The sequence below is a fragment of the Alkalihalophilus pseudofirmus genome (assembly GCF_029094545.1).
GTDB classification, from domain to species: domain Bacteria; phylum Bacillota; class Bacilli; order Bacillales; family Bacillaceae_D; genus Alkalihalophilus; species Alkalihalophilus pseudofirmus.
Genome location: NZ_CP117835.1, coordinates 3595360 through 3617893, shown reverse-complemented (window position 1 = coordinate 3617893; position 22534 = coordinate 3595360). Strand labels below are relative to the sequence as shown.

At 39.9% G+C, this 22534-nt stretch carries 25 protein-coding genes; 24 read left to right on the top strand and 1 reads right to left on the bottom strand.

Going from position 1 to position 22534, the window contains the following annotated elements; genetic code table 11:
* Positions 1–79: 79 nt before the first annotated feature.
* From PQ478_RS19040 to nirD, 24 genes are all read left to right on the top strand, one after another.
* Entirely contained in the window at positions 80–1426 is a 1347-nt protein-coding gene (locus PQ478_RS19040; RefSeq protein ID WP_289235190.1) for an ATP-dependent helicase ComFA, read from the top strand.
* A gap of 3 nt (positions 1427–1429) precedes the next feature.
* The gene (locus PQ478_RS19035) at positions 1430–2137 is read left to right on the top strand and encodes a ComF family protein (RefSeq protein WP_289235189.1); all 708 of its coding nucleotides are present in this window, start codon (positions 1430–1432) and stop codon (positions 2135–2137) included.
* A gap of 50 nt (positions 2138–2187) precedes the next feature.
* Entirely contained in the window at positions 2188–2628 is a 441-nt protein-coding gene (locus PQ478_RS19030) for a TIGR03826 family flagellar region protein (protein WP_289235188.1), read from the top strand.
* Between the two features lie 91 nt (positions 2629–2719).
* A complete protein-coding gene (flgM, locus tag PQ478_RS19025) occupies positions 2720–2986 on the top strand; it encodes a flagellar biosynthesis anti-sigma factor FlgM (protein WP_338012369.1) in 267 nt (88 codons plus the stop codon).
* Positions 2987–3003: 17 nt separating this feature from the next.
* Entirely contained in the window at positions 3004–3501 is a 498-nt protein-coding gene (locus PQ478_RS19020; protein WP_289235187.1) for a flagellar protein FlgN, read from the top strand.
* Between the two features lie 18 nt (positions 3502–3519).
* The gene (gene flgK, locus PQ478_RS19015) at positions 3520–5190 is read left to right on the top strand and encodes a flagellar hook-associated protein FlgK (protein ID WP_289235186.1); all 1671 of its coding nucleotides are present in this window, start codon (positions 3520–3522) and stop codon (positions 5188–5190) included.
* 13 nt (positions 5191–5203) lie between these two features.
* Entirely contained in the window at positions 5204–6391 is a 1188-nt protein-coding gene (flgL, locus tag PQ478_RS19010; protein WP_289235185.1) for a flagellar hook-associated protein FlgL, read from the top strand.
* A 21-nt stretch (positions 6392–6412) separates the two neighbouring features.
* The gene (locus tag PQ478_RS19005) at positions 6413–6994 is read left to right on the top strand and encodes a DUF6470 family protein (RefSeq protein WP_289235184.1); all 582 of its coding nucleotides are present in this window, start codon (positions 6413–6415) and stop codon (positions 6992–6994) included.
* Positions 6995–7497: 503 nt separating this feature from the next.
* Positions 7498–7941 carry a flagellar assembly protein FliW gene (gene fliW / locus PQ478_RS19000; protein ID WP_289235183.1) on the top strand — a complete coding sequence of 148 codons (444 nt, stop codon included), beginning with the start codon at positions 7498–7500 and terminating at the stop codon, positions 7939–7941.
* A complete protein-coding gene (gene csrA / locus PQ478_RS18995; protein WP_289235182.1) occupies positions 7942–8172 on the top strand; it encodes a carbon storage regulator CsrA in 231 nt (76 codons plus the stop codon).
* 187 nt (positions 8173–8359) lie between these two features.
* Positions 8360–8980, top strand: coding sequence for a helix-turn-helix transcriptional regulator (locus PQ478_RS18990; protein WP_289235181.1), 621 nt, complete (start codon positions 8360–8362; stop codon positions 8978–8980).
* Between the two features lie 337 nt (positions 8981–9317).
* A complete protein-coding gene (locus PQ478_RS18985) occupies positions 9318–9632 on the top strand; it encodes a hypothetical protein (protein WP_289235180.1) in 315 nt (104 codons plus the stop codon).
* 155 nt (positions 9633–9787) lie between these two features.
* The gene (locus tag PQ478_RS18980) at positions 9788–10378 is read left to right on the top strand and encodes a methyl-accepting chemotaxis protein (protein WP_435521056.1); all 591 of its coding nucleotides are present in this window, start codon (positions 9788–9790) and stop codon (positions 10376–10378) included.
* A gap of 33 nt (positions 10379–10411) precedes the next feature.
* Positions 10412–11479 carry an HD-GYP domain-containing protein gene (locus PQ478_RS18975; protein ID WP_289235179.1) on the top strand — a complete coding sequence of 356 codons (1068 nt, stop codon included), beginning with the start codon at positions 10412–10414 and terminating at the stop codon, positions 11477–11479.
* Positions 11463–12116: a helix-turn-helix transcriptional regulator gene (locus PQ478_RS18970; protein ID WP_289235178.1), complete on the top strand. Its 654-nt coding sequence runs from the start codon at positions 11463–11465 to the stop codon at positions 12114–12116. The genes PQ478_RS18975 and PQ478_RS18970 overlap by 17 nt, the downstream gene beginning before the upstream one ends.
* 146 nt (positions 12117–12262) lie before the next feature.
* Complete coding sequence (locus PQ478_RS18965; protein ID WP_289235177.1) at positions 12263–13087, top strand: flagellin N-terminal helical domain-containing protein; 825 nt, start codon at positions 12263–12265, stop codon at positions 13085–13087.
* Between the two features lie 152 nt (positions 13088–13239).
* Positions 13240–13587 (top strand): flagellar protein FlaG, encoded by a 348-nt coding sequence (flaG, locus tag PQ478_RS18960; protein ID WP_289235176.1) that lies wholly within the window; start codon positions 13240–13242, stop codon positions 13585–13587.
* Between the two features lie 15 nt (positions 13588–13602).
* A complete protein-coding gene (locus PQ478_RS18955) occupies positions 13603–15210 on the top strand; it encodes a flagellar hook-associated protein 2 (RefSeq protein ID WP_289235175.1) in 1608 nt (535 codons plus the stop codon).
* A 20-nt stretch (positions 15211–15230) separates the two neighbouring features.
* Positions 15231–15623, top strand: coding sequence for a flagellar export chaperone FliS (gene fliS, locus PQ478_RS18950; RefSeq protein ID WP_289235174.1), 393 nt, complete (start codon positions 15231–15233; stop codon positions 15621–15623).
* A 2-nt stretch (positions 15624–15625) separates the two neighbouring features.
* Positions 15626–15991 carry a flagellar protein FliT gene (gene fliT, locus PQ478_RS18945; RefSeq protein WP_289235173.1) on the top strand — a complete coding sequence of 122 codons (366 nt, stop codon included), beginning with the start codon at positions 15626–15628 and terminating at the stop codon, positions 15989–15991.
* Positions 15992–16074: 83 nt separating this feature from the next.
* Positions 16075–16413 carry a hypothetical protein gene (locus PQ478_RS18940; RefSeq protein ID WP_289235172.1) on the top strand — a complete coding sequence of 113 codons (339 nt, stop codon included), beginning with the start codon at positions 16075–16077 and terminating at the stop codon, positions 16411–16413.
* 169 nt (positions 16414–16582) lie between these two features.
* Positions 16583–18049, top strand: a complete 1467-nt coding sequence (cobA, locus tag PQ478_RS18935; protein ID WP_289235171.1) for a uroporphyrinogen-III C-methyltransferase — start codon at positions 16583–16585, stop codon at positions 18047–18049.
* 65 nt (positions 18050–18114) lie between these two features.
* On the top strand, positions 18115–20538 hold the full coding sequence (nirB, locus tag PQ478_RS18930; protein ID WP_289235170.1) for a nitrite reductase large subunit NirB: 2424 nt from the start codon (positions 18115–18117) through the stop codon (positions 20536–20538).
* A gap of 11 nt (positions 20539–20549) precedes the next feature.
* The gene (nirD, locus tag PQ478_RS18925) at positions 20550–20876 is read left to right on the top strand and encodes a nitrite reductase small subunit NirD (protein ID WP_022629129.1); all 327 of its coding nucleotides are present in this window, start codon (positions 20550–20552) and stop codon (positions 20874–20876) included.
* Positions 20877–21333: 457 nt separating this feature from the next.
* Here the strand turns inward: nirD and PQ478_RS18920 are convergent, their stop codons facing one another.
* Complete coding sequence (locus PQ478_RS18920; RefSeq protein ID WP_289235169.1) at positions 21334–22320, bottom strand: DUF6612 family protein; 987 nt, start codon at positions 22318–22320, stop codon at positions 21334–21336.
* Between the last annotated feature and the right edge of the window lie 214 nt (positions 22321–22534).

Below are 22534 nucleotides of genomic sequence, written 5' to 3'. Positions count from 1 at the left end.
ATGGAGCAGCACCCGTTGTTTCATGCTTTTCTTCTTATAATTACCCCAATTGTTAACTAATCCTCCGAGGTGATCCCACTTGTCCACCGACTTACTCACATTTATTACAGGCAAGCGCCTGCTGAGAACAGAAATCCCTTTTCCGAAACATGAACTAGATTTATTTATCCACAATGGTACATTAATAGAATCCCCTGCAATCCTTTATCAACAGTCTATCCCCAGCTGTGTACGGTGCGGAAACCGTGACCGCAGTTTATTCGCCTCTCATTTTTGCTACACGTGTCAGAAGGACTGCTTGTACTGCCGCCATTGCATTAAACTAGGTAAAGTTCAAGAATGTAAGCCTCTAATCCACCTCGCAATTTCTGATAAAACTCCATTTCTCAATCACTCATCCTCTTTAAAATGGGAAGGCGAACTTTCCCTGGCTCAAGAGAAAGCTTCTAATTCTGTGATCAAAGCAGTAGAAAAGAAGAGTTCGCTCTTACTGTGGGCCGTGTGCGGAGCAGGAAAAACAGAAATGCTTTTTAAAGGAATCGAAGCGGCTATCAATAAAGGTGAAAGAGTATTGATTGCAACACCGCGTGTGGATGTGGTAAAAGAGCTATCCCCACGACTCCGTGCTGTCTTCCCTTCTATAGCGATAGCAAGCCTATACGGCGGCAGTAAAGACCAGCACAAAAACGCCCAGCTTGTCATCGCCACCACCCACCAAGTGATGCGTTACTACAAAAGCTTTGATGTGGTGATTGTGGATGAAGTCGATGCCTTTCCGTTTAGTTACGACAAAAGTCTCCAATATGCGATTCAACAAGCAAGAAAACCTCAATCAAGTCTTATCTATTTAACAGCCACCCCTACCACTCAAATTAGAAAAATTCCTAACCTGAAAATCGTTTATGTACCGAGGCGTTACCATGGCTTTTCGCTGCCAGTCCCAAACTTCACCTGGTGCGGCAACTGGCGGACACGCCTTAAGAAAAAGAAACTCCCTCCTGTTTTGATGAAGTGGTTTCAAGAAAGACTTAAAGCGAAAAAGCCTACCCTCTTATTTCTCCCCTCAGTTGAAGTGTTAAAGGAAGTCTCTCATCTATTAGCCTCTCAATCTATTAAACATGAAGCGGTCTATGCAGCAGATAAAGAACGGCATGATAAAGTAAAAAGATTTAGAAACGAAGAGTATTCTCTTTTGCTAACGACAACGATTCTTGAGCGTGGGATTACGATTGCCAACCTGGATGTTGCTGTGCTTGGAGCGGAAGATCATGTGTTTACAGAATCGGCGCTTGTTCAAATTGCAGGCCGTGTGGGGAGGAGTGCCAAGATGCCAACGGGTGATGTCACCTTTTTGCATTACGGAAAGACTGATGCAATGGTGCGGGCAAGAGCGCAGATTAACTGGATGAACAAGAGGGAGGTATAGGTTGTGAGATGTTTAATTTGTCACGAGAAAACGCGTGCTAAGCTGAGCTGGAGTGCGATCTTTTTAGATAGTGAGGAAGAGTTAGTATGTGAGAGGTGTGAAGAGGGGCTAGAACTATTAAATGGGGAGCAATGCGAGTTGTGCAGCCGTGTACTCGCAGATATGTGGCGATCCTCTGCTAAGGCCTTCTGTCTTGATTGTAGTAAATGGAACCAGCACAAAACAGCAAAAGATCTGCTTGTGAAAAACACCTCGCTTTACGCATATAATGAGACGATGAAAGAGTGGCTCGCTCAATATAAATTCCAAGGGGATGCTGAGGTTGGACGCTATTTTTCAACAAAACTGAATAGCTTTTATGCTAAAAACTTTAGAGACTATTCGCCTGTTCTCATGCCATTGAGCAACGAACGCCTTCATGCTCGCGGTTTTAATCAAGTGGAGCTAATATCAAAGGAGTGGCTTGCTCCTACTGTAACACTGGGAAGGAGGGAAAGTGAGCAGCAAAGCAAGAAGAACCGCTACGCGAGAATCTCTCAAGTCAACCAATCTCCTTTTTATATACAGAGTGGAATAGATTCACTGAAAACCCTAAAAAAAGTCGTATTACTTGACGATATATATACTACAGGAACAACAGTGCGGCAGGCAGCCTTTGTATTAAAGAAGCACGGCGCCGAGCATGTGGAATCGTTAACGCTGGCTAGGTAAGAAACGTCAGCATACGGTATAATGAGATGGTAAGAGAGGAGAGGCGGATTATGAAAAATGTAGCCAATTGCCCTAAGTGCGGGACAATTTTTGTGAAGGCACTCCGTCCTATTTGCAACACATGCTATAAAGAACAAGAGGAAAATTACGATAGAGTTTCACGATTTATGCGGCGTAAACAAAACCGGATGGCTTCAATCCGCGAGGTACATGAGCAGACAGAGGTGCCGCTAGAGCAAATTCATCAATTTGTGAAAGAAGGACGTATTCTTGTCACGCATTTTCCGAACATGGGCTACCCGTGTGAATCGTGCGGCACGCTTATTCAACAAGGCCGGATTTGTGAAAGCTGTAAAGGAAATATAACAGGTGGTTTAGATCAGCTTGCAAAAGAGAAAGAGTTTAAAGAGCGGATAGAAGAAAATTTGAAAGCTGAAGAACGTGCGAAAAATAAAACGTACCACTCTTTAGATGACCGGCTTGATAAATAATCCTTAACAGAGACAAGACACGTGCCGATATAAGCTGTATGAGCCAATCGGTACGTTTTTATGTCAGTTACGTAGAGCCAAAGGAGGGAAAATGATGAAGATTAATCCATACCAGTCCGTCCAGCAAAATCCGTACAGAAAACAAGTAGACACATCAGAAAAGCTTCAAGGTGCGAAGAAGAAAGTTGATAAGCTTGAAATTTCGACAGAAGCATTAGAGAGGCAAAAAGGTAATCCGATTGAAAAAGCGCGCGAAGAAAAAGTAGAGGCGCTTAAAAAGCAGATCGAAGCTGGGGAATACAAAGTGAATCCAGAAGCTGTAGCGAAGAAAATGTATGAGTTCTGGAACGATAAATAAGAGGATAGGTGAGTATCATGTCAGCACAACTGGTGATTCAAGCATTAGCGGAGCTGTTAAAGCTTCATCAAGAATTGAATAAGAAAGCACTGCAGAAGCCGGGTGCGATTAAAGCCAATGACATGAATGCTCTCAGCCAGGTTGTTCGTGAGGAAGCCAAGCTGATTCGTGCTGTACAAGCGGCAGATGCCAAGCGGGCAAGGGCAGCCGAGGAGTTTATGATGCATAAGGGAGAGGGCAGAGAAGACGCGACGGTTCAAACGCTGCTTACCTATACAGAGGGTGAAGACCGGCTCATGATAGAAAGACTGCAGCAAGCACTGCTCCAGGAAGTGAGCAGGCTTTCTGAGATGAACCAACAAAACAAAGAGTTAATCGAAGAATCTTTGCGTTTTGTTAACCTTTCCCTTGACCTCATGGTGCCGCAATCAGAAGATGTGCACTATCAACACCCTACAGATAAACAAGAACAAACAGAGCTTTACAGCCGCTCTGCCTTTGATTCGAAAGCTTAAGTAAGTGGAGGAGCAGAAATGAAATCAACTTTTCACGGATTAGAAACAGCAAGACGTGCGATGATGACCCAGCAGTACGCTTTGCATACAACCGGTCATAATATTGCCAACGCGAACACACCTGGCTATACGCGCCAGCGTGTTAATTTCACACAGACAGAACCGTATCCAAACGTAGGAATGAATCGTCCGATGCTTCCGGGTCACCTTGGTACAGGAGTAAAAGCAGGGTCTATTCAACGTGTAAGAGAGCATTTTCTCGATGTGCAATTTAGAAATGAAAATAATAAAGCCGGCTATTATGGGGCGAAGTATGAGTCGCTTACGCGTATGGAAGGGATCTTAAATGAACCCTCAGAACAAGGGTTAGCATCTTTGATCGATCAATTTTGGGGCGCGATGCAGGATTTAAATGGGGATGCTGATGACTCTGGTGCCAGGGCTGTAGCAAGACGTCGTGCAGAGGAAATTGCTAATACATTTCAATATCTTAATAGTTCATTAACAACGGTTCAAGATGATTATAAAGCTGAAATTGATGTGACAATTAAAGCCGCGAACTCACTTTTAGAACAGCTGAACAATGTCAATAAACAAATACGCTCAGCAGAGCCTCATGGGTATGTACCTAATGATTTATATGATGAGCAGGACCGAATTCTAGACCAGCTTTCACAAATAGTTGACATTGAGACAAAGCGTGAAAAAAGCAGCGGACAGCCAAATAATGTTGCTGAAGGGGCTGTATCTGTTTTTATGAAGCTTCCTAATGGTGAGAAGCTTCAATTAATAGATGGTACAAATGGAGAAGCGCTAAAGAAATTCAATGAAGAAATGGACTATTCCGAAGGTGCTTTTAATGAGCTCACATTTGTCGATATTAATGGTAACGGAACTGATGATGAGAGTATTAAGTTTGACAAACTTGCAAGAGGAGAATTAAAGGCGCTGATTGAAGCATTCGGTTACATAAGTGCAGATGGCTCAACTAAAGGCACTTATCCTGAGATGCTTACTAACTTAAACGAGATGGCTCTTCAATTTGCGACAGAAATGAACAATATTCACTCGATAGGATTTACTCTTAATGCAGTAGGAGAACCTTCAGAATTAGGGGGAGCTTTCTTTGAATTTGATCCCGCTAATGCAGCCGCTACACTTAAGGTGCACTCTGACATTATGGGCAATTTGAACAAAATCACAGCTGCCGGCGTTAATAAGGACGCCTTAACTACTGATGCACGTGCGGAATATGAAACCTTGATGAAAGAATTCCCTAAGAATTACGAGAGAATTCGCGAGTTATTATCCGATGACGGCAGCTATAGAAATCCAGACATTCCTAAGTCGTTTTCTGGAGATGGATCAAACGCCCTGTTAATGTCGAATGCAAAAGATACTTTAATGAATTTTAATGGTCAAACCGCTACGATTAAAAGCTTTTATCAAAGCGTTATCGGTGAAATGGCCGTGAAAACTCAAGAAGCGGGCCGTATGCTCGGCAGCTCAGAAAGTTTGCGTGGGAATGTTGAGTTTCAACGACAGTCAGTGAGTAATGTGTCTCTTGATGAAGAAATGACGATGATGATTCAATTCCAGCATGCTTATAATGCAGCAGCTAGAAATATTACAATGGTTGACGAAATGCTCGATCGCATTATTAACGGTATGGGTGTCGTTGGTCGATAGGAGGTAGACGTTCATGCGAGTTACACAGATGATGCTTTCCACAAGCTCATTAAAACATATTAGTCAAGGTTATAACCGTTTAGCAAACCTTCAAGACCAGCTTGCTACAGGCAAACGTATTACAAAAGCTTCACAAGATCCAGTGGTAGCAATGAAAGGTATGCGTTATCGTTCCCAGGTAACCGAAGTGGGGCAATTTCAACGCAACTTACGAGAAGTTTACAACTGGGTAGATTCTGCTGATTCTGCACTCGATGAGGCAACACAAACGGTCCAGAGAATTCGCGAGTTAGCTACGCAAGCGTCAAATGATACGTACGAAGCAACGCAAAGAGCGAATATAGCAAAAGAGGTAAAGCAGCTGCGAGAACATTTACAATCGCTGGCTAATACCAAAGTGAGTAACAAGTATATTTTTAATGGCACAAATACGACAAATCCACCTATTATTGATGATTCTAAAATGAACCTAGGCATAGCAGTATTGAATAATAGTGCTGCTGAAAATCTAGATCAATATAATGTTACCTATGGGGGACAAACTTTTAGATATGTAGGCGAGAGTGGAGATGGAAATCGTATCTTCCAAGATATCCGGCAAATAGGGAAAGAGCCTGTATTTGGGGAAGAGGGCTTTGAGCAAAAGGCTTATCAGCTTATTGTAGAGGAAGATGGAAATGTTACTTTCTCAGAGCCTAATAAAACAATTGGAGCAACTGAGCCAATTACAAAGGTTATACGCCAAGATGATATAGTGGTCTCTGATAGAGCTGCTGTTTCTGTAAACACGCAGACTGTGGAGATTGAATTAATGAAAGGCGTAACAATACCTGTCAATATTGATGCTTCTAAAGTATTTAGTACAGCATTATTTGGGGATATCATTCGTCTTGAACAGGCACTTGAGAATCCAAGTTTAGAGGGCAAGGATTTAACAGGTTATATTGATGATATGTTTGGCCATATTGATTATCTAGTAGCCGAGCGTGCTGAACTTGGAGCTCGTGTGAACCGAGTCGAAATGATCGAAAACCGTCTCATGGAACAAAATGTATTTGCAAAACGAATTATGTCTGATAACGAAGATGTCGACCTTGAGAGAGTGATTATTGACCTCACGACTCAAGAAAGCGTCCACCGTGCCGCACTTGCTGTTGGTGCACGTGTGATTCAACCTTCATTAATAGACTTCTTACGTTAAGATAGAGAGGGTGTGTACATTGTGAGAGTCCCGCATATAGCCATTCAATCGACAGATGCTTATATCGGTATCAGAGCTAACAGATCTCACCCTCAAATCAAACAGCATAACGCTGACCTGCAAATTAGACAGACTCATACAGGGATGATTGAGATTAATACAAAATCTGCTGAGCTATCTATTGATCAAACACAAGCCTTTGCTGAGGCTAATTTGAAAACTCCATTTCGTCTTGCTGATGAATTTTATCAACGAGCTCAACAAAAAGCAGCTGAACATCTTACAAAAAGACGTCAACACGGCGATCAAATGATGAAAATAGAAAATGGCTTTGGAGCCTTAGGTAGATTAGCTAAAGTTAATAGCGAAAAGCCCCAAGGCCAGCTTCAAACAGTGAACATGCCTAGATCTGTCTCGAGTACCAAAATTCATTTTGAGCCAGCGCAGGTTAGCTTCCGCGTGCCTAATCATCAGACTGATATTAAAGTGAACCGTAGAGAGCCGGACATCCATATGCCGAAATGGCAGACCGAAACGTATGTAAAACAAAAAAATAGCATCTCCTTTCAAGCCGTTGGAGCTGCTGTTGATTCAAGCTTATAGGACGACAGTTTGCAAGAGAGCTGCAGGGGATTGCAGTCTCTCGCCAGGTCTGTCAGTACTGTTCGGGGCACTGCTTTTGAACAGTCTTCAACACCTGTAACTAACGACTTGCCCCTCATTCCGCAGCATGTCTCCGCCAAACCTTACATACCTCCATTTAAACACACCAAAATAAAGGAATGAACACACTACACCTATTCTAAAAAAATCCTTAATTAAGTCATTTAAATTGGAAATACGTAACGTTTGAGAAGGCATTTTGAAGAATGTGAGGCAGGCTGCCGATTGGTCACCCAAACGGTTCAACCAGTCGTATGGGGAAGGTACCTAGTGAAATAGCGGACTATTTTCCTAGGTATAATGTAATTTTCTACATAAGTTTGTAAATTCCTTCAAATTTCTAAAAGTTTTTTAATTATTTTTAAGAATCTTGTTAAACAAAGTCGAGATTGCTAGAAGACATGCTATCATAAAGGAAGAAATCGACAAAAGGTGTGATAGATTTGAAGATTGAAACCAAATATACAGGGACAATTGAAATAGAAGCGAACCAATTGATTCGTTTTGAAAAGGGCATTCCGGCATTTGAAGAAGAAAAGTCTTTTGTTTTGCTTCCATTTGAAGAAGGGACGCCATTTTATGTGCTCCAATCAACGAACACGCAAGAAGTCGCTTTTATTGTCATTAATCCATTTCAATTTGTACCGGGCTATCAAGTGAAGCTGCCAGATTCAACGATTGAGCAGCTAGACATTCAATCGGAAGAAGAAGTGGCGACATTCGTAATGCTGACAGTGAAAGAACCGTTTGAAAAGACAACCGCTAATCTGCAAGCACCTGTTATTATTAATGCTGCCAAACAAAAAGGAAAGCAGCTCTTACTAAGCAACACGGACTACCTCACGAAACATCAGATCTTTAATCAGCATGTGAAAGGAGAGGCGTAAATGCTTGTTCTGACACGACGATTACAAGAGGTTATTCAAATTGGTGATGATATAGAGATTAAAATTCTGGCAATTGAAGGAGATCAAATTAAGCTAGGTATTGATGCTCCAAGAAATATTGAAATTCATCGCAAAGAAGTGTATTTAGAAATTCAAAAAGAAAACCATGAAGCCGGAAGGAAAGTATCTTTAGAAGGATTAAAAGGTTTTATTAAAGGAGACTTCACTTAAACGGAACAAATCTCACTCAATTGGTGAGATTTGTTCTTTTTTGTCGTATTTAGAAGAATTTTAGGTAAAATTTCATGGTAGTAAAGGTTCTTTTATGATATATTCTTTGTAATACGAAATTTTGACAAGGATGTCGAATTGATTTGTCGAATAAATAGATAAGTCAGTAAAAAGAGGGAGGATTTACATGCAAACTACTATATCAAATGAGTCCATCACCTTTATAATGACTGATGCTTCCTTAGAGGGTAAAATCAAAGAATATTTCTCTAAATATCAATATATCAAAGTTGATTATATAAGTATAAAAAGTGAAGGTGAAATAAAAGAATTTTTAAAAGATATGAAGGAGAACACAAGGAAGCAAAAAGATCAGTATAAGAAATACATCTGGGTTATAAGTGAGAATGAACAAGAAATCGCAGAAGAAATTCTACTCATGGGGCAGGCAAGTATAGTTGCAAAAGAGAACGGATCCCTGGAACAATCAATCGAATATTCCATAAAATACTATCCGTGTTTAGATTTACCTTTTCAAAAGAATATTCTTATGACGGTATATAACTATAATAAGCCTCACAAAAGAGAGGACTTATCGGTTTGTCTTGGTGACTGCACCGATTTTAATCAGACTGAAAAAGATATTATATATTATTTGTTACAAGGAAAAACTGCAGATCAAATTGCAGCCCAAACGTTTAATTCTGTACATACAATTAATAATAATATAGTAAAGATTAAACGCAAATTAAACGTACATTCAAAGATAGAAATAATTACTCACTTTGTTAAACAGAAAATAGGTTGAAAAAACAATCGTCTGATATTTATCGGACGATTTTCTTATTTAATAGTAGAAATTAAATAAAACAATAGACAAAATGAGACAAATGAACTATTATATAAATGGTTTTATTTTCAAAAAAAGAGAGGTTTGTACAAACGTGAAATTAAATATTACTACTAAGCTAACGATTGTTCTAGTTACTGTACTATTTTGTTTAACATTTGCAAGGACATACATCATGGGATTGTTAAATAATATAGTAGATCCTCGTTTTTTATTCGTTTCGTCAGCTGTAGTCTCTTTTTTTATAGGTTCTGTACTTATCTATCTACTAGTCACTTTATTAGTGAAGAAACCATTGAGTCAAATCATGGTTTTAATCGATCAAATTAAAGTACTAGATTTTACGGGAGAAGTAAAGATTAGGACAAATGATGAGTTTAGGCAAATAGGAGACGCGTTGTCCAACATGAATCGAGAACTATCAGTCTTGTTCAATCAATTAAAAGCACAATCAAATGGATTAGACACTGAGGCATCTCATATACTAGATTCTGCTCGTACTTCTAGGGAGCAATTTTATGGATTGAATCAAAGTATTGACTATATTAATAAGCATACTAATTCTCAAGTGAAAATTTTAATGGAACGCAAGCTACGATCCAGCAGCTAAGTGCCTCTATTCAGGAAATTGCAGCTTCAACTGCTATAGCTTTAGAAGCTACTGAGAAGGCAAGTTCTAGTTCGAATACCGGGTATGATTCTTTAGGTGAAGTACTGGAGAAGGTAACAACCTTAAGAGAAGCAAGTGATGAGTTAAATGAAGTAATGAATCAACTAGAACAGCAATCGATTCAAATCTCAAGCTTTGTAAACAAAATAACGAGAATTTCAGGGCAAACGAATTTACTGGCCTTAAATGCAACTATAGAAGCCTCTAGGGCAGGAGCAGAAGGTAGAGGATTTGCAGTAGTTGCAGAGGAAGTGAGAAAGCTTGCATATGAAAGTGCCGAAGCAGCTGAACAAATTACTACGTTAAATGGTAGAACGTTTGATGTAACGAGCAAAGCTAAAATATCACTTGAAAAAGTAAATAACCAAATAAAAGACACAAATACACTGGCAGATGATGCAATGACTCACTTAAAAATGATTAAAGAAATGAATATGCAGATTAATGAGAATTCATTAAGCGTAAATACAGCAGTAGAACAGCAATCTGTAGCTATTCAGCACGTTAACGACATCATTGATGAATCTTTAGAACAAACTATATTTGTTAATAAACATGCTCAAGAAATCATGGAAGTTGGAGAACAGCAGATGGATTCAGTCATTCATCTTGAGGAAACTTCTAAGGGGTTAAAGAATTTATCTGAATTAACTTTAGAGGAATTAAAAGCATTTAAAACGGCTTGATTTTAAAATTATCAAGAGCAGGAGATGCGTACAGTGTTTGATGAGAATAAACGATATATTGGTTATAAATTAACAGAGGATATACACACTCCTAGTCACGGATTACTACTAAAAAAAGATTCTATCCTAACTCTAAAGCAGGTTGAACGTTTGACTGCTTTTAATATTTCGATTTCCTCTTATACTCAATTTCTACAAGGTCCTAGGCAATTCTTTTCTGACATGATGAATGAACAAATTTTCATATTTAAAAATGAATTTAATTATTTGGATGAAAACAGTGATTCTGTTAAGAAGTTAGAAGAGGAAATGGTTCCAACTTTGATAATGATTACAGAGCAAATTGATATCCAAACACTTATGCTGAATATGAAAAGTCATGATGACTACACGTTCCGTCATAATATTGCTGTTGCAATGCTAGCAGCAAAACTTGCAGGATGGTTAGGTTATTCTAAAGAGAAAGTAAATCGTATTGCCTATTGTGGATTACTTCATGATATAGGAAAAACACGCATTCCTACTAATATATTAAATAAAGAAAACCGATTAACTGATCATGAATTTGCAGTGATGCAACATCATACTACTTTTGGTTATAAGATCTTACAAGCTCAAGAAGTAGGAGAGGATGTTAGTAGAGCGGCTCTTGAGCACCATGAAAGGGAAGATGGCTCTGGATACCCTCATAAGAAAAAATCCGACTATATCCATCCATATGCAAAAATTATTGCTATCGTTGATTGTTTTCATGCCATGACCTCTGATAGACCTTACAGAAAAGCACTATCTTTCTATGAAGCTTTAATTCAGCTACAAGCAGATACCTTTGGAAAGTTGGATCCCAAGAAAACATTAACGTTTATCTTTCATATAATGCAATCATCAATCGGAAGCCAGGTAGTGTTAAGTGACGGAAGGGTAGGTATGGTTAAGTTTATACCTTTGCATAATCCTATTTTTCCCTATATTGATGTAGACGGTGAAATTTTAAATACAGCCACTTCACCGCTGTATATTGAAACATTTAAAGATGACAGGGTAGCTGATTCTGATGTACTAGAAGTGTATAAAGGAGTAAATAATGAAAAAGTTAATTAACCCAATTGCGACCGTGACGATCATGACTACTGATCCCATGGTCTTTCCTATTATTAGAGCTAAATTGACAAAAGAGTCGGAAAACTTACAGGTTCATGCCCACTTTTTTTGTGATGTGAAAAGGGTTGAAGGCGTGCTGCGAGAGTTAATACATGCTGATACGAAAGATAATAATAATGAGAAGGTAATCTGGGTACTTAGAGAAAATGAAATCTCGATTGTAAGTCAAATCCTTTCCTTTCAAGAAGCAAGTATCATCACATCATGCAAAAAAACAGTAGAAGATGAATTTATGACTGCATTAAAGTTTTATCCCTATATAGCCTTACCCTTTCAAACTACGATCCTTAAACAAGTTGCAGAGACTTATAAATCTGAATTCTTATTACCGCTTGATTTAACTTCCTATTCTCAACTAAATGAAACTGAAAAAGAAATCATTTACCACTTATACAAAGGCCAAACAACCACTGAAATTGCTCAGAGCGTGTGCATCTCTTACCACACTGTAAATAATAATATTGCTTCAATTAAGAAGAAATTGAAGGTTAACTCAAAAGTAGAAATCATTAAACATATTATAAAAACTACAAAGCAGACACATTCCTGTCAAAAAGATATAGAAAAACTTTATTAAAACTATTTAACTTTTAAATACTTAAACCGATATATAAGTTGTAAGCACGAGGACCTAGTTAGCGGCCGATAACAAAGTCCTACGGCTCGAAATTACGCTCCAACCACAAGGACGTGGGCGGACTCACATTCAAGGAGGAATTTATAATGATTATTAATCACAATCTTAGTGCTATGAATGCACACCGTCAAATGGGTATCAACGTTAACCAAAACTCTAACTCAATGGAAAAGTTATCTTCAGGTCTTCGTATTAACCGTGCTGGTGATGACGCTGCTGGTCTAGCAATATCTGAAAAAATGCGTGGGCAGATCCGTGGGTTAGATCAAGCATCTCGTAACTCTCAAGATGGTATTTCTTTAATTCAAACAGCTGAAGGTGCTCTAAATGAAACACATGCTATTTTACAACGTATGCGTGAATTAGCTGTTCAAGCATCGAATGATACTAATGTAGAGATTGATAGAGAATCATTAAATGACGAATTCCAACAACTTATTGAGGAAATCGAAAGAATTGGTACTGAAACACAATTTAATGAGCAAGATATTTTAGCAGCAGACTTTACTGCAGAAATTCAAGTAGGTGCCAATTCTGGACAAACTATTACCTTAGAGTGGTCTGCTCAGTTAAGTACAGCTTTAGGGGAAGATGCAACTGATATTAGTGGGTTAGACATCACTGATTTTGCAAACTCTCAAACTGCCATTGATACAATTAGTGATGCAATAGCATCTGTATCAAAGTCCCGCTCAGCAATGGGTGCTCTTCAAAATCGTTTAGAGCATACAATTAAAAATGTAGAAAATGCTTCTGAAAACCTACAAGCTGCTGAATCTCGTATTCGTGACGTTGATATGGCTAAAGAAATGATGGAATTCACTCGTACGAACATTCTTAACCAAGCTTCTCAAGCTATGCTTGCTCAAGCTAACCAACAGCCACAAGCTGTATTACAATTACTTCGTTAATTTCAAGTGGAAAGAGAGAGACCTTAGTTTACTAAGGTCTCTTTTCTTATGATTGTAGCTAAGTATTAAAAACAGTGCTTAAATGTTAGCCGTGCCCTACCGATATAATTAGTAATAGATGTACACCACATATCATTTAAGGAGTATAGCTGATGGAGATTTCAAACCAACCTTCTATTAAGTTAACTAATTCCGTACCTGTAAGAAAAGAAGTACCTAATGAAGTAATAAAAGAAGATCGGCATGTAGCTGATGTGAAAAAGATCTCTAATTTAAAAAGCCATGACCTTCAGCAAAAAATAGATGGCTTAAATGACTTTCTAAAAGTATCTAACTCTCATTTGAAATTCAGTTTACACGAAGAGCTAAACGAATACTATGTGGCGATTGTAGATGAATTGACGAATGAAGTCATTAAAGAAATTCCTCCTAAGAAATTACTTGATATGTATGCAACGATGAAGGAAACCATTGGGTTGTTTATAGATAAGAAAATATAAGTAGGTGAGAGAAAAATGAGGATAGGTGGATTAGCCTCTGGAATTGATACAGATTCGATTATTAAGCAGTTAATGCAGGTAGAGCGCCAGCCTTTAGATCGATTCTTTCAACGCAAGCAAACGGTAGAATGGCAGCGTGATGCTTATCGTGATATGAATTTAAAGTTAAGAACATTAGAAGAGTCGGCATCTAATATTCGATTGCGTTCCTCTTTAAACACTCGTGTGGCTCAATCTTCTAATGAACAAATGTTCACTGTAACAGCTAATGCTAGTGTTCAGAGTGGAACATATCAATTTAAAGTGGATCAAGTAGCGACACGAACAAAAAATATTAGCACAGATGCTATAAGTAGTGGTTCTGAAAAGTTTAGTACGTCTAAAAAGTTTAATGAGCAGAATGGTGCTATTGGAGATGTGGCTGGTTATAATGGTGATCAATTTACCATTAAAACCTATAATAGCAGCGGGGTTGCTAAAGAAGTGACCATTACGGTTGATACATCAAAATCTCTTAATGATATGATGAAAAAAATTAATGACTCTGATGTAGGTGTGCGTGCCTATTATGATGCGGCTTTTGATCGTGTAGTCTTAGAACGTAAAGATTCTGGTGAATTTAATGGTGAAGAAGTTAATGGAGAAAACAGACAAATTATATTCGGTGGAGATACTGGTTTCTTAAATAATGTATTAAAAGTTGAGCAAGGGAACGAACAATCTGGTGTGAATGCGGTAGTTCAATTTAAAAACCCAGTATTCGGTGAGGAAACGATAACAGTTGATAATTCTCGTTCAAATCGAATTACAATCGGCGGGATGACGTTTGATGTAAAAGAACCAACTGGCGGCGAATTCCAATCAGTTACGGTTTCATCGAATACTGATGATGCCTTTGATAAAATAAAAGCATTTGTTGATTCATACAATGAAATTATATCAGAGATCAATATTGCCATTTCTGAGCCAAGATATCGAGACTTCCCGCCTTTAACAGATGAACAGCGAAGAGAGTTATCTGAAAGAGAAGCGGAAATGTGGGATGAAAAAGCAAAGAGCGGCTTATTAAGACGAGATCCCATTTTATCTTCAGTCTTAACACAAATGCGTAATGATCTCTACACGCCGGTTGCTACTTCTGGTCAATTCAATCAGATTGCTCAAATTGGAATCACGACCACTAGTAATTTTCGGGATGGAGGATTATTAGAAATCGATGAAACCAAATTAAGAGCAGCATTACAAGATGACCCAGACAGTGTTCATCAATTGTTAAATTCTGTTGCGAGTACTGAGCTGACAACTGTACCAAAGAATAGCCGAACTGCAGAGCAACGAAGAGAGATTGAGAGTCAAACTGGCTTAGTAGGCAGATTAAGATCAACTATTAATGACTCTATAAATCAAATTATTGGCCGTGCTGGTAATGAGAACAGAACCAATCAGCAATTTACGCTAGGCCGCGAATTAATAAGTGTAGACTCTCAAATTGATAATTTTCAACGCCGATTGGCTCAAATTGAACAACGTTATTGGCAGCAATTCACTCGTATGGAGCAGGCTGTTAATCAAGCCAATGCCCAAGGAAATGCGCTTATGAGCCAACTAATGGGCGGAATGTAAGGAAGGGACTGTTTTAAATTATGGCTATTAATAATCCTCAGCAAGCATATCAACAAAATAAGGCAGTTACATCTTCACCAGGAGAACTGACACTGATGCTGTATAACGGCTGTCTTAAGTTTATTAACCTTAGCAGAAATGCAATAGAGGCTAATAACGTACAACTTCGACATGAGAACTTAGTAAAGGCCCAAAATATTATTAGAGAGCTTATGGTTACACTTAAGACAGATAATGAATTGGGTAAAAGTATGTTAGCAGTGTATGACTTCATCCTATCAAGACTTGTGGAAGCAAATACTGAAAACAGTGTAGAGAAGTTAACTGAGGCAGAAGCCTTAGTGAAAGATTTCCGAGATACATGGAAAGAGGCATTGCAAATTGATCGCAAACACAGACATACAGGCAAATGAGCATGAGTAAAGATCTGCTAGAAATATTTCAGAAGTCCGAAGAACTAATAAACCATCTTAATAACCCTTTTGTTTCTGGAGGAGACGAAGGAGATACTTATATATCGCTGTTAGAAAGCCTTTTAAATGAACGAGGGAATCTCATTCAATCTAATGAAATTAATGTAGTAAGTTCAGAAGACAAAAAGCTTGCAGCCCGGTTGATGGAAATGAATAGAAGTATAGAAGAAAAAGTAGAAGCTCTTAAAAATCAAGTTAAGTTCGATATAAACCATATGAATAAAAAGAAAAAAACGAATAGAAAATACGAGAATCCATATGATGGTCCAACAACAGATGGTGTATTTTTCGATAAACGCGGTATTTAGAGCACAGGAAACTAATATGGTCCTGTGCTTTTTTGGGTTCTTTTACGTTAATATATAGTCAAATCTATCGGAAAGAGGAGATTATGAAGAAGCTCATTGTATATTTATCATACCTAATCATTCTTGGGTTAGCAGCCTATGGCTTTCAAAGGTTTTTCTTTATATGGGTTGAAATGTCTCGCTTTAGAGCAGCTGATGGTCCTCCAGGGGATATCACCCTGATTGAAAAAGTATATTATGGCTTCGGCTATCCTATTTTGTTTTTCTTATTATTTTTCTATCTCGCTCATCGAATCGTAAAAAGTTGTAAGAGGAATCACATTTATCTGAGTAAGAGGATCCTAATTGCGACGAATAGTTTTATAGTGATCTATTTGCTGGTTCGATTTAATCTGTATTTATATGATATTGTCGGTTGGTAACCATTTGCGTACAGGTACTCTTCTGTGCGCTTTAATTATGTCTTTTATCCCTACACGCTCTAACTTTTAACCATGTCCGACCAAATTTCCATGTCAGATAACATAACATATCTAACCAATCCGATAAGATTTTCCTTTATAGTGGAAATTGAGAAAGGGGTTAGTCGACATGAACAGTGGAATCGTTTATTTCGTTGGAGCAGGTCCGGGGGATAAGGACTTACTTACACTAAAGGGACTTCGGGCGTTAAGAGAAGCGGATGTCGTGGTGTATGATCGGTTGGTTAACCCTGTATTGTTAACGGAAACGAAAGAGAGTGCCAAGCTGATCTATTGCGGAAAACAGCCGTGCAAGCACACACTTCGTCAAGAGGATATTCAAAAAGAACTGTTAATTCATGCACGGAAAGGAAAGAAGGTTGTTCGTCTAAAAGGCGGAGATCCTGCTGTGTTTGGCAGAGTTGGGGAAGAGGCCGAATTGTTAGCCGACAATCATGTCCCCTATGAGATTATACCAGGGATTACAGCCGGTATTGCAGCGACCATGTATGCAGGCGTTCCGATTACGCATAGGGAGCATTCCGGGTCTTTTGCGGTAGTGACCGGACATACGAAAACGAGTGATGGCAAGCCGGATGTGGAGTGGAAGTCGCTTGCTGAAGGTGTGAGTACGATCGTTTTTTATATGGGAGTGAAACATATTCGAACAATTGCAAGTGAGTTAATTAGTCATGGAAAATATGCTGATACTCCTGTAATGGTCAGTCAGTGGGGAACGTACAGCAGACAACAGACAATTACAGGTACATTAGCAACTATTGCAAATCTCGTAGAAGGCCAGATTCAAAATCCAGCGATTATTGTAGTTGGGGAAGTGGTCAAGCTGCGTTCGAAGTTAAATTGGTTTGATAACAGAATGCTTCATGGAAAAGGGATCTTGATGCCAACTTCTACAATAGAAGAGAAAGAAGAGGCACAGCATCTGCGCAAATTAGGAGCAGATGTTTACGAACACCCAAAATTAACTGAATATTCTACCTGTTTAGATAATGAAGTATTTAAAGATATCGAGCATTACGAGGAAATTGTCTTCTATTCTCCTAAAGCTGTTCAAGCATTTTTAAAGGAGGTTGGTGAACGTGAAATGGACTTGCGTACACTGAACGCCTGTTTTTACGCAAAGGATGATGTGACAAAAACAGCCTTGAGAAATGCAGGACATCTCGTACAGGAGTGGATGGGTACCCATGAGTGGAAGAGGGCGCTTGTGATTGGCAGTGAGATCGAACTGGATCAATCTTTTCCGCTCCAAGCAACAAAGTGGGTGATTGCAGAACAACGCGTGACAAACGGAGAAGTAACGGCCTTATCTCGTTTGCTAGAAGAAGGGCATGTAAATACTCTTATGATCACAAGCGAGTACAAAGCACAGAAGCTCGTTGCCTTTTTTAAACTAACAGGCCAAAGTCCAGCTGAGTGGTCAGATAAGCTTCGGGTGATATGCAGGGGGACTGCAGCGAGTAAGAGGCTTGCAGAAATTAACCTCATGCCAGATCACGTGCTGGAGGAAGAAAGCACATCAGAGGAGATCGCTTTAACTTTACTGGACAACGACGCCTTGGCAAAAGGAAGCTGATTAATACCTTATAAGAAAATTAGCTTCTAACTATATAGAACCTAAAAAAGGAGAGGTTTAGCTTGATGCGAGAGAAACTAGTTCTGATTGGGAATGGGATGGCAGGAATTCGAACGATTGAAGAAGTGTTGAAAAACGATCCAGATCGCTTTGATATCATAGTCTTTGGCGAAGAGCCTCATCCAAACTACAACCGCATTATGTTGTCATCTGTGCTGCAAGGGGATGCGAGTGTTGATGATATTGTCCTAAATTCATATGAGTGGTACGCAGAGAATCAAATCACGCTGCATACAGGAGATGCAGTGAAGAAAGTCGATACGAAAAAGCAAGTCGTTTACAGCGAGAAAGGGATTGTCCAAAGCTATGACAAGTTGATTATGGCAACAGGTTCGAATCCATTTATGCTTCCGCTGCCGGGGGCGGATAAAGAAGGAGTTATTGCGTTTCGTAACATTAAAGACTGTGAAACGATGATTGAGACCTCAAAAAACTATAAAAAAGCAGTTGTAATCGGCGGGGGGTTACTTGGACTTGAAGCTGCAAGGGGGCTGTTAAATTTAAATATGGAAGTAGATGTTATTCATATAGCAGATTTCCTAATGGAAAGACAACTCGATGAGCCTGCTTCGAATATGCTGAAAGAGGAGTTAGAAGCACAAGGGATGAGATTCCATTTAAAGAAAAATACCGAGCAGATAATAGGCAGAGATCGTGTAGAAGAGGTGCGGTTTACAGATGGCTCGAGTCTTAAAACCGACCTAGTCGTCATGGCTGTCGGGATCAAACCGAATATTGAGTTAGGGAAGAAAAGCGGCCTAAAGACAGAACGTGCCATTCTCGTTAATGACTATATGCAGACAAGTGCTGAAAATGTATATGCGGTCGGGGAATGTGCCGAGCACCGTGGGATTGCGTACGGTTTGGTTGCGCCTCTTTATGAACAAGGCAAAGTGCTTGCTGCCCATCTTTGTTCCGCGGATGCTGCATCAGAACCAGGCTATAAAGGGTCGATTGTTTATACCCAGTTAAAAGTATCAGGAGTCGACGTGTTCTCAGCCGGGGTGTTTCAAGATAATGAAAAAACAAAAGCCATTCGCGTGCATGATGAGTTTGAAGGCATTTATAAGAAGGTCGTCGTTCAAGACAACAAAGTAGTCGGGGCCGTCCTGTTCGGTGATACCGGGGATTCCCCGCGGCTGTTAAATATGATGAGGAGCGGAGAAGACATTTCTCAAATGAGCAAAGTGGCGATCCTGCCGTCTGAATCTTCCTCGGATTCAAAAGTGAGTCCAGTTGTTGCGATGGCGGATGGAGAAACGATCTGCGGCTGTAACGGTGTCTCAAAAGGAGAGATTTGTACGGCGATAACCGACCTTGGCTTGCAGTCTGTGGAGCAGGTGAAGCAATGTACGAATGCCGGCCGATCCTGCGGAGGGTGTAAGCCATTGGTTGCTGATTTATTGGAGTTAACGACGGGTGAAGAAGTTGGAAATGTGAAAGAACCGATGTGCGGCTGTACGGAATACACCCATGAGGAGGTTGTAGCTGAGATCCGCGAGCTTGGGTTATCGCACCCGCGAGAAGTGATGAATGTACTTGGCTGGGAATCGGATGAAGGCTGTTCGAAGTGTCGTCCGGCGATCAACTACTATCTGCAAATGGTTGATCCGATTAAAAATGCTGATGATCCGTCTTCTCGTTTTGTTAATGAGCGGGTTCATGCCAACATCAATCATAATGGGACATTTACGGTTGTGCCGAGGATGTACGGCGGCGTAACGAATGCCGATCAGCTCCGCAAAATTGCTGATGTGGCAGATAAGTACAGCGTTCCTCTCCTGAAAGTAACTGGCGGACAGCGTATCGACTTATTTGGCGTAGAAAAAGAAGACCTGCCGAAAGTGTGGAGTGATCTAGGGATGAGATCCGGTTCGGCTTATGCCAAAGCGCTTCGTACCGTGAAAACCTGTGTCGGCGAGCAGTTCTGTCGTTTCGGTACGCAGGATTCCATTGGTCTTGGCATAGAGCTTGAGAAGAAATTTGAATACATCAACACCCCTCATAAAGTGAAAATGGCTGTCTCAGCTTGTCCGAGAAACTGTGCCGAATCAGGGATCAAAGATTTTGGTGTTGTCGGCGTCGAAGGAGCTTGGGAGCTTTATGTCGGCGGCAATGGCGGGGTCGACCTGCGCGGCGGCGACTTGTTCTGTAAAGTGAAAACGAAAGAGGAGATCATTGTTACGATCAGTGCCTTCCTGCAGTATTACCGCGAACACGCCCGCTACCTCGAGCGTACCTCTCATTTTGTGGAGCGAGTCGGACTTGATCATATGAAGCAGGTTGTCTTAGAAGATGTTGAAGGGCGAAATGCTTTAATCGAGCGCTTGGAGATTGCTTTATCGACTGGAAAAGATCCGTGGAAAGAAATCGTTGAAAATGAAGAGAAGCAAAAAGAATATCAAAAAACGCATGTGACGATGTCCTAAGGAGGAGACCTATGAGTACAGTAAACAGCGTAAGAAAGGTATTGGTAGCCACAATTCAAGAGCTCTCAGTCGGGATCGGAAAACGAGTAAAGGTAGAAGGCATTGAGCTTGCTTTGTTTAAACAAGAAGACCACACCGTTCATGCCGTCGAGAATAAATGTCCCCATAAAGGAGGACCACTTTCAGAAGGAATTGTCAGCGGTGAACACGTCTTTTGCCCGCTGCATGATTGGAAGGTGAACGTTCGTGACGGACAGGTGCAGGCGCCGGATCAAGGCTGTGTGAACCGCTATGACGTAGAGATCGAGGGCGAGCAGGTATATGTATTTATTGAATAGAAGGTGTTAGAACATGAGCATAAGTTCCTTATTTGGGAGCTTGTGCTTTTTTGTGGTGAAAAGAGGGGTGCATGCTTGGTATACTAAGAGGAGCAACTGCATAAGCAAGGTGGCGGCTGAACTCCCTTTATGAAAGGGGGTGATGCTTATTACGACATACGAGGCGCTTAGTTTATCGGCACAAATGATTGTTGTGCTCGTTTCAGTACTCGGCTTAGTGATCACGATCGTCGTGGAGTTAAACAAAAAGAAATAGCCACCCTGCCTGCCAGTAAGGTGAGCTATTTCTATGCAATAACCTGATGGTCAGTCGCTCCATTAGCGACATGTAGTTGCGTTTGCAGGGTGTTTGCCGCACCCTGCTTTTTTCGTTTTGTTCTGTTAGATCTATTATACAAAAAAATTTGCTTTCTATGCAATAAAAAGCAGCGCATAAAGATACGCTGCCAAACAATTATTATTCTGTTTCTTCTTCCTCTAGCTCAAACTCTGTCTCATCAAAGTCTTCAAAGCCGCCGAAATCAAGGTCTAATTCTTCTGCAGAATCAATGATTTCTTGTGGGACTTCAATGTTTTCAATTTCGTTGAAGTTTGAGAATGTTCCTGTTGAATGCTGAATCATCGAGATCTTCTCGCCTTCAGCTTCCATTGAGAATTCCATCATCATATCGATTGCTTCTTGATAGAATGTTTCTTTATTGATGTGAAGCGTGTAATCTAGCTGCGTAATGTCCATCATTGATGTTAACTCACCGAAACCTTCGCCTAAGTTTTCGCCAAACATCATATTTAGCTGGTCAGCCATTTGATCAATCGTCTGGTCAGATCCTTCCACTGTAATAACGTAGTGATCGCCATCCTCTGTCATTGTTAAATTCTCAGAATAGCTTTTTAAGATCTCAAGCTGCTCTTCAGGCTGCATTTGCATTTCTTGAAGGGCAAGCAAATCTTGTGTGAAGTCATCTGGATACTTGAACCACACATCTTCCATGCCGTCATTCATATATGCGCCGTCTTCCGTAAAGTATACTTTCGCCATTAAGTCACCTTCATCAAAATCAGGAACTTGCATAGACGTTTCTTGATAGAGGCCAAATGGATTTTGTGTTGCATCCATTTTCATTGTCATTTTCGTTGCAATGGTCTCTTCCTCACCTAGTGTCGTTTCTTGATCGACTTCCATCTCAGTAGAGAAGCTTTCAACACCGTTCATTGCTTCAATTGATTTAGCTAAAACATCTTCTACTGTAAGCTCCTCACTCAATTCTTCTTCAGCAGGTTCTGCTTCTTCAGCTGCCGGCTCTTCAGCAGGTTCCTCTCCCTCAGCAGGTTCAGCCGCTTCTACTTCTTCTGGTTCAACTACTTCTGTTGTAGAGCTTTCATTACAACCTGTCATGATCATCACAGCAGCAATACCAGCACCTAGCCATTTCATTTTTTTCATTTGTTCATCCCCTTTGTGTTGTTGCTCCATATGTCATGTTCCATTTTACCAGAGAGTACCAATTGATGATAGGTCATTCTTATAATCATTTGGTAAAAAGAAGGGAAATCATTCTTTCTGCTCATGAAAAGAATAAGAGGAAGGACATAGTAGAGACAGTGGAATATTCCCTGATTTAGGTAAAACGAAACGTAAAAAAGCAAACGTTTACAAC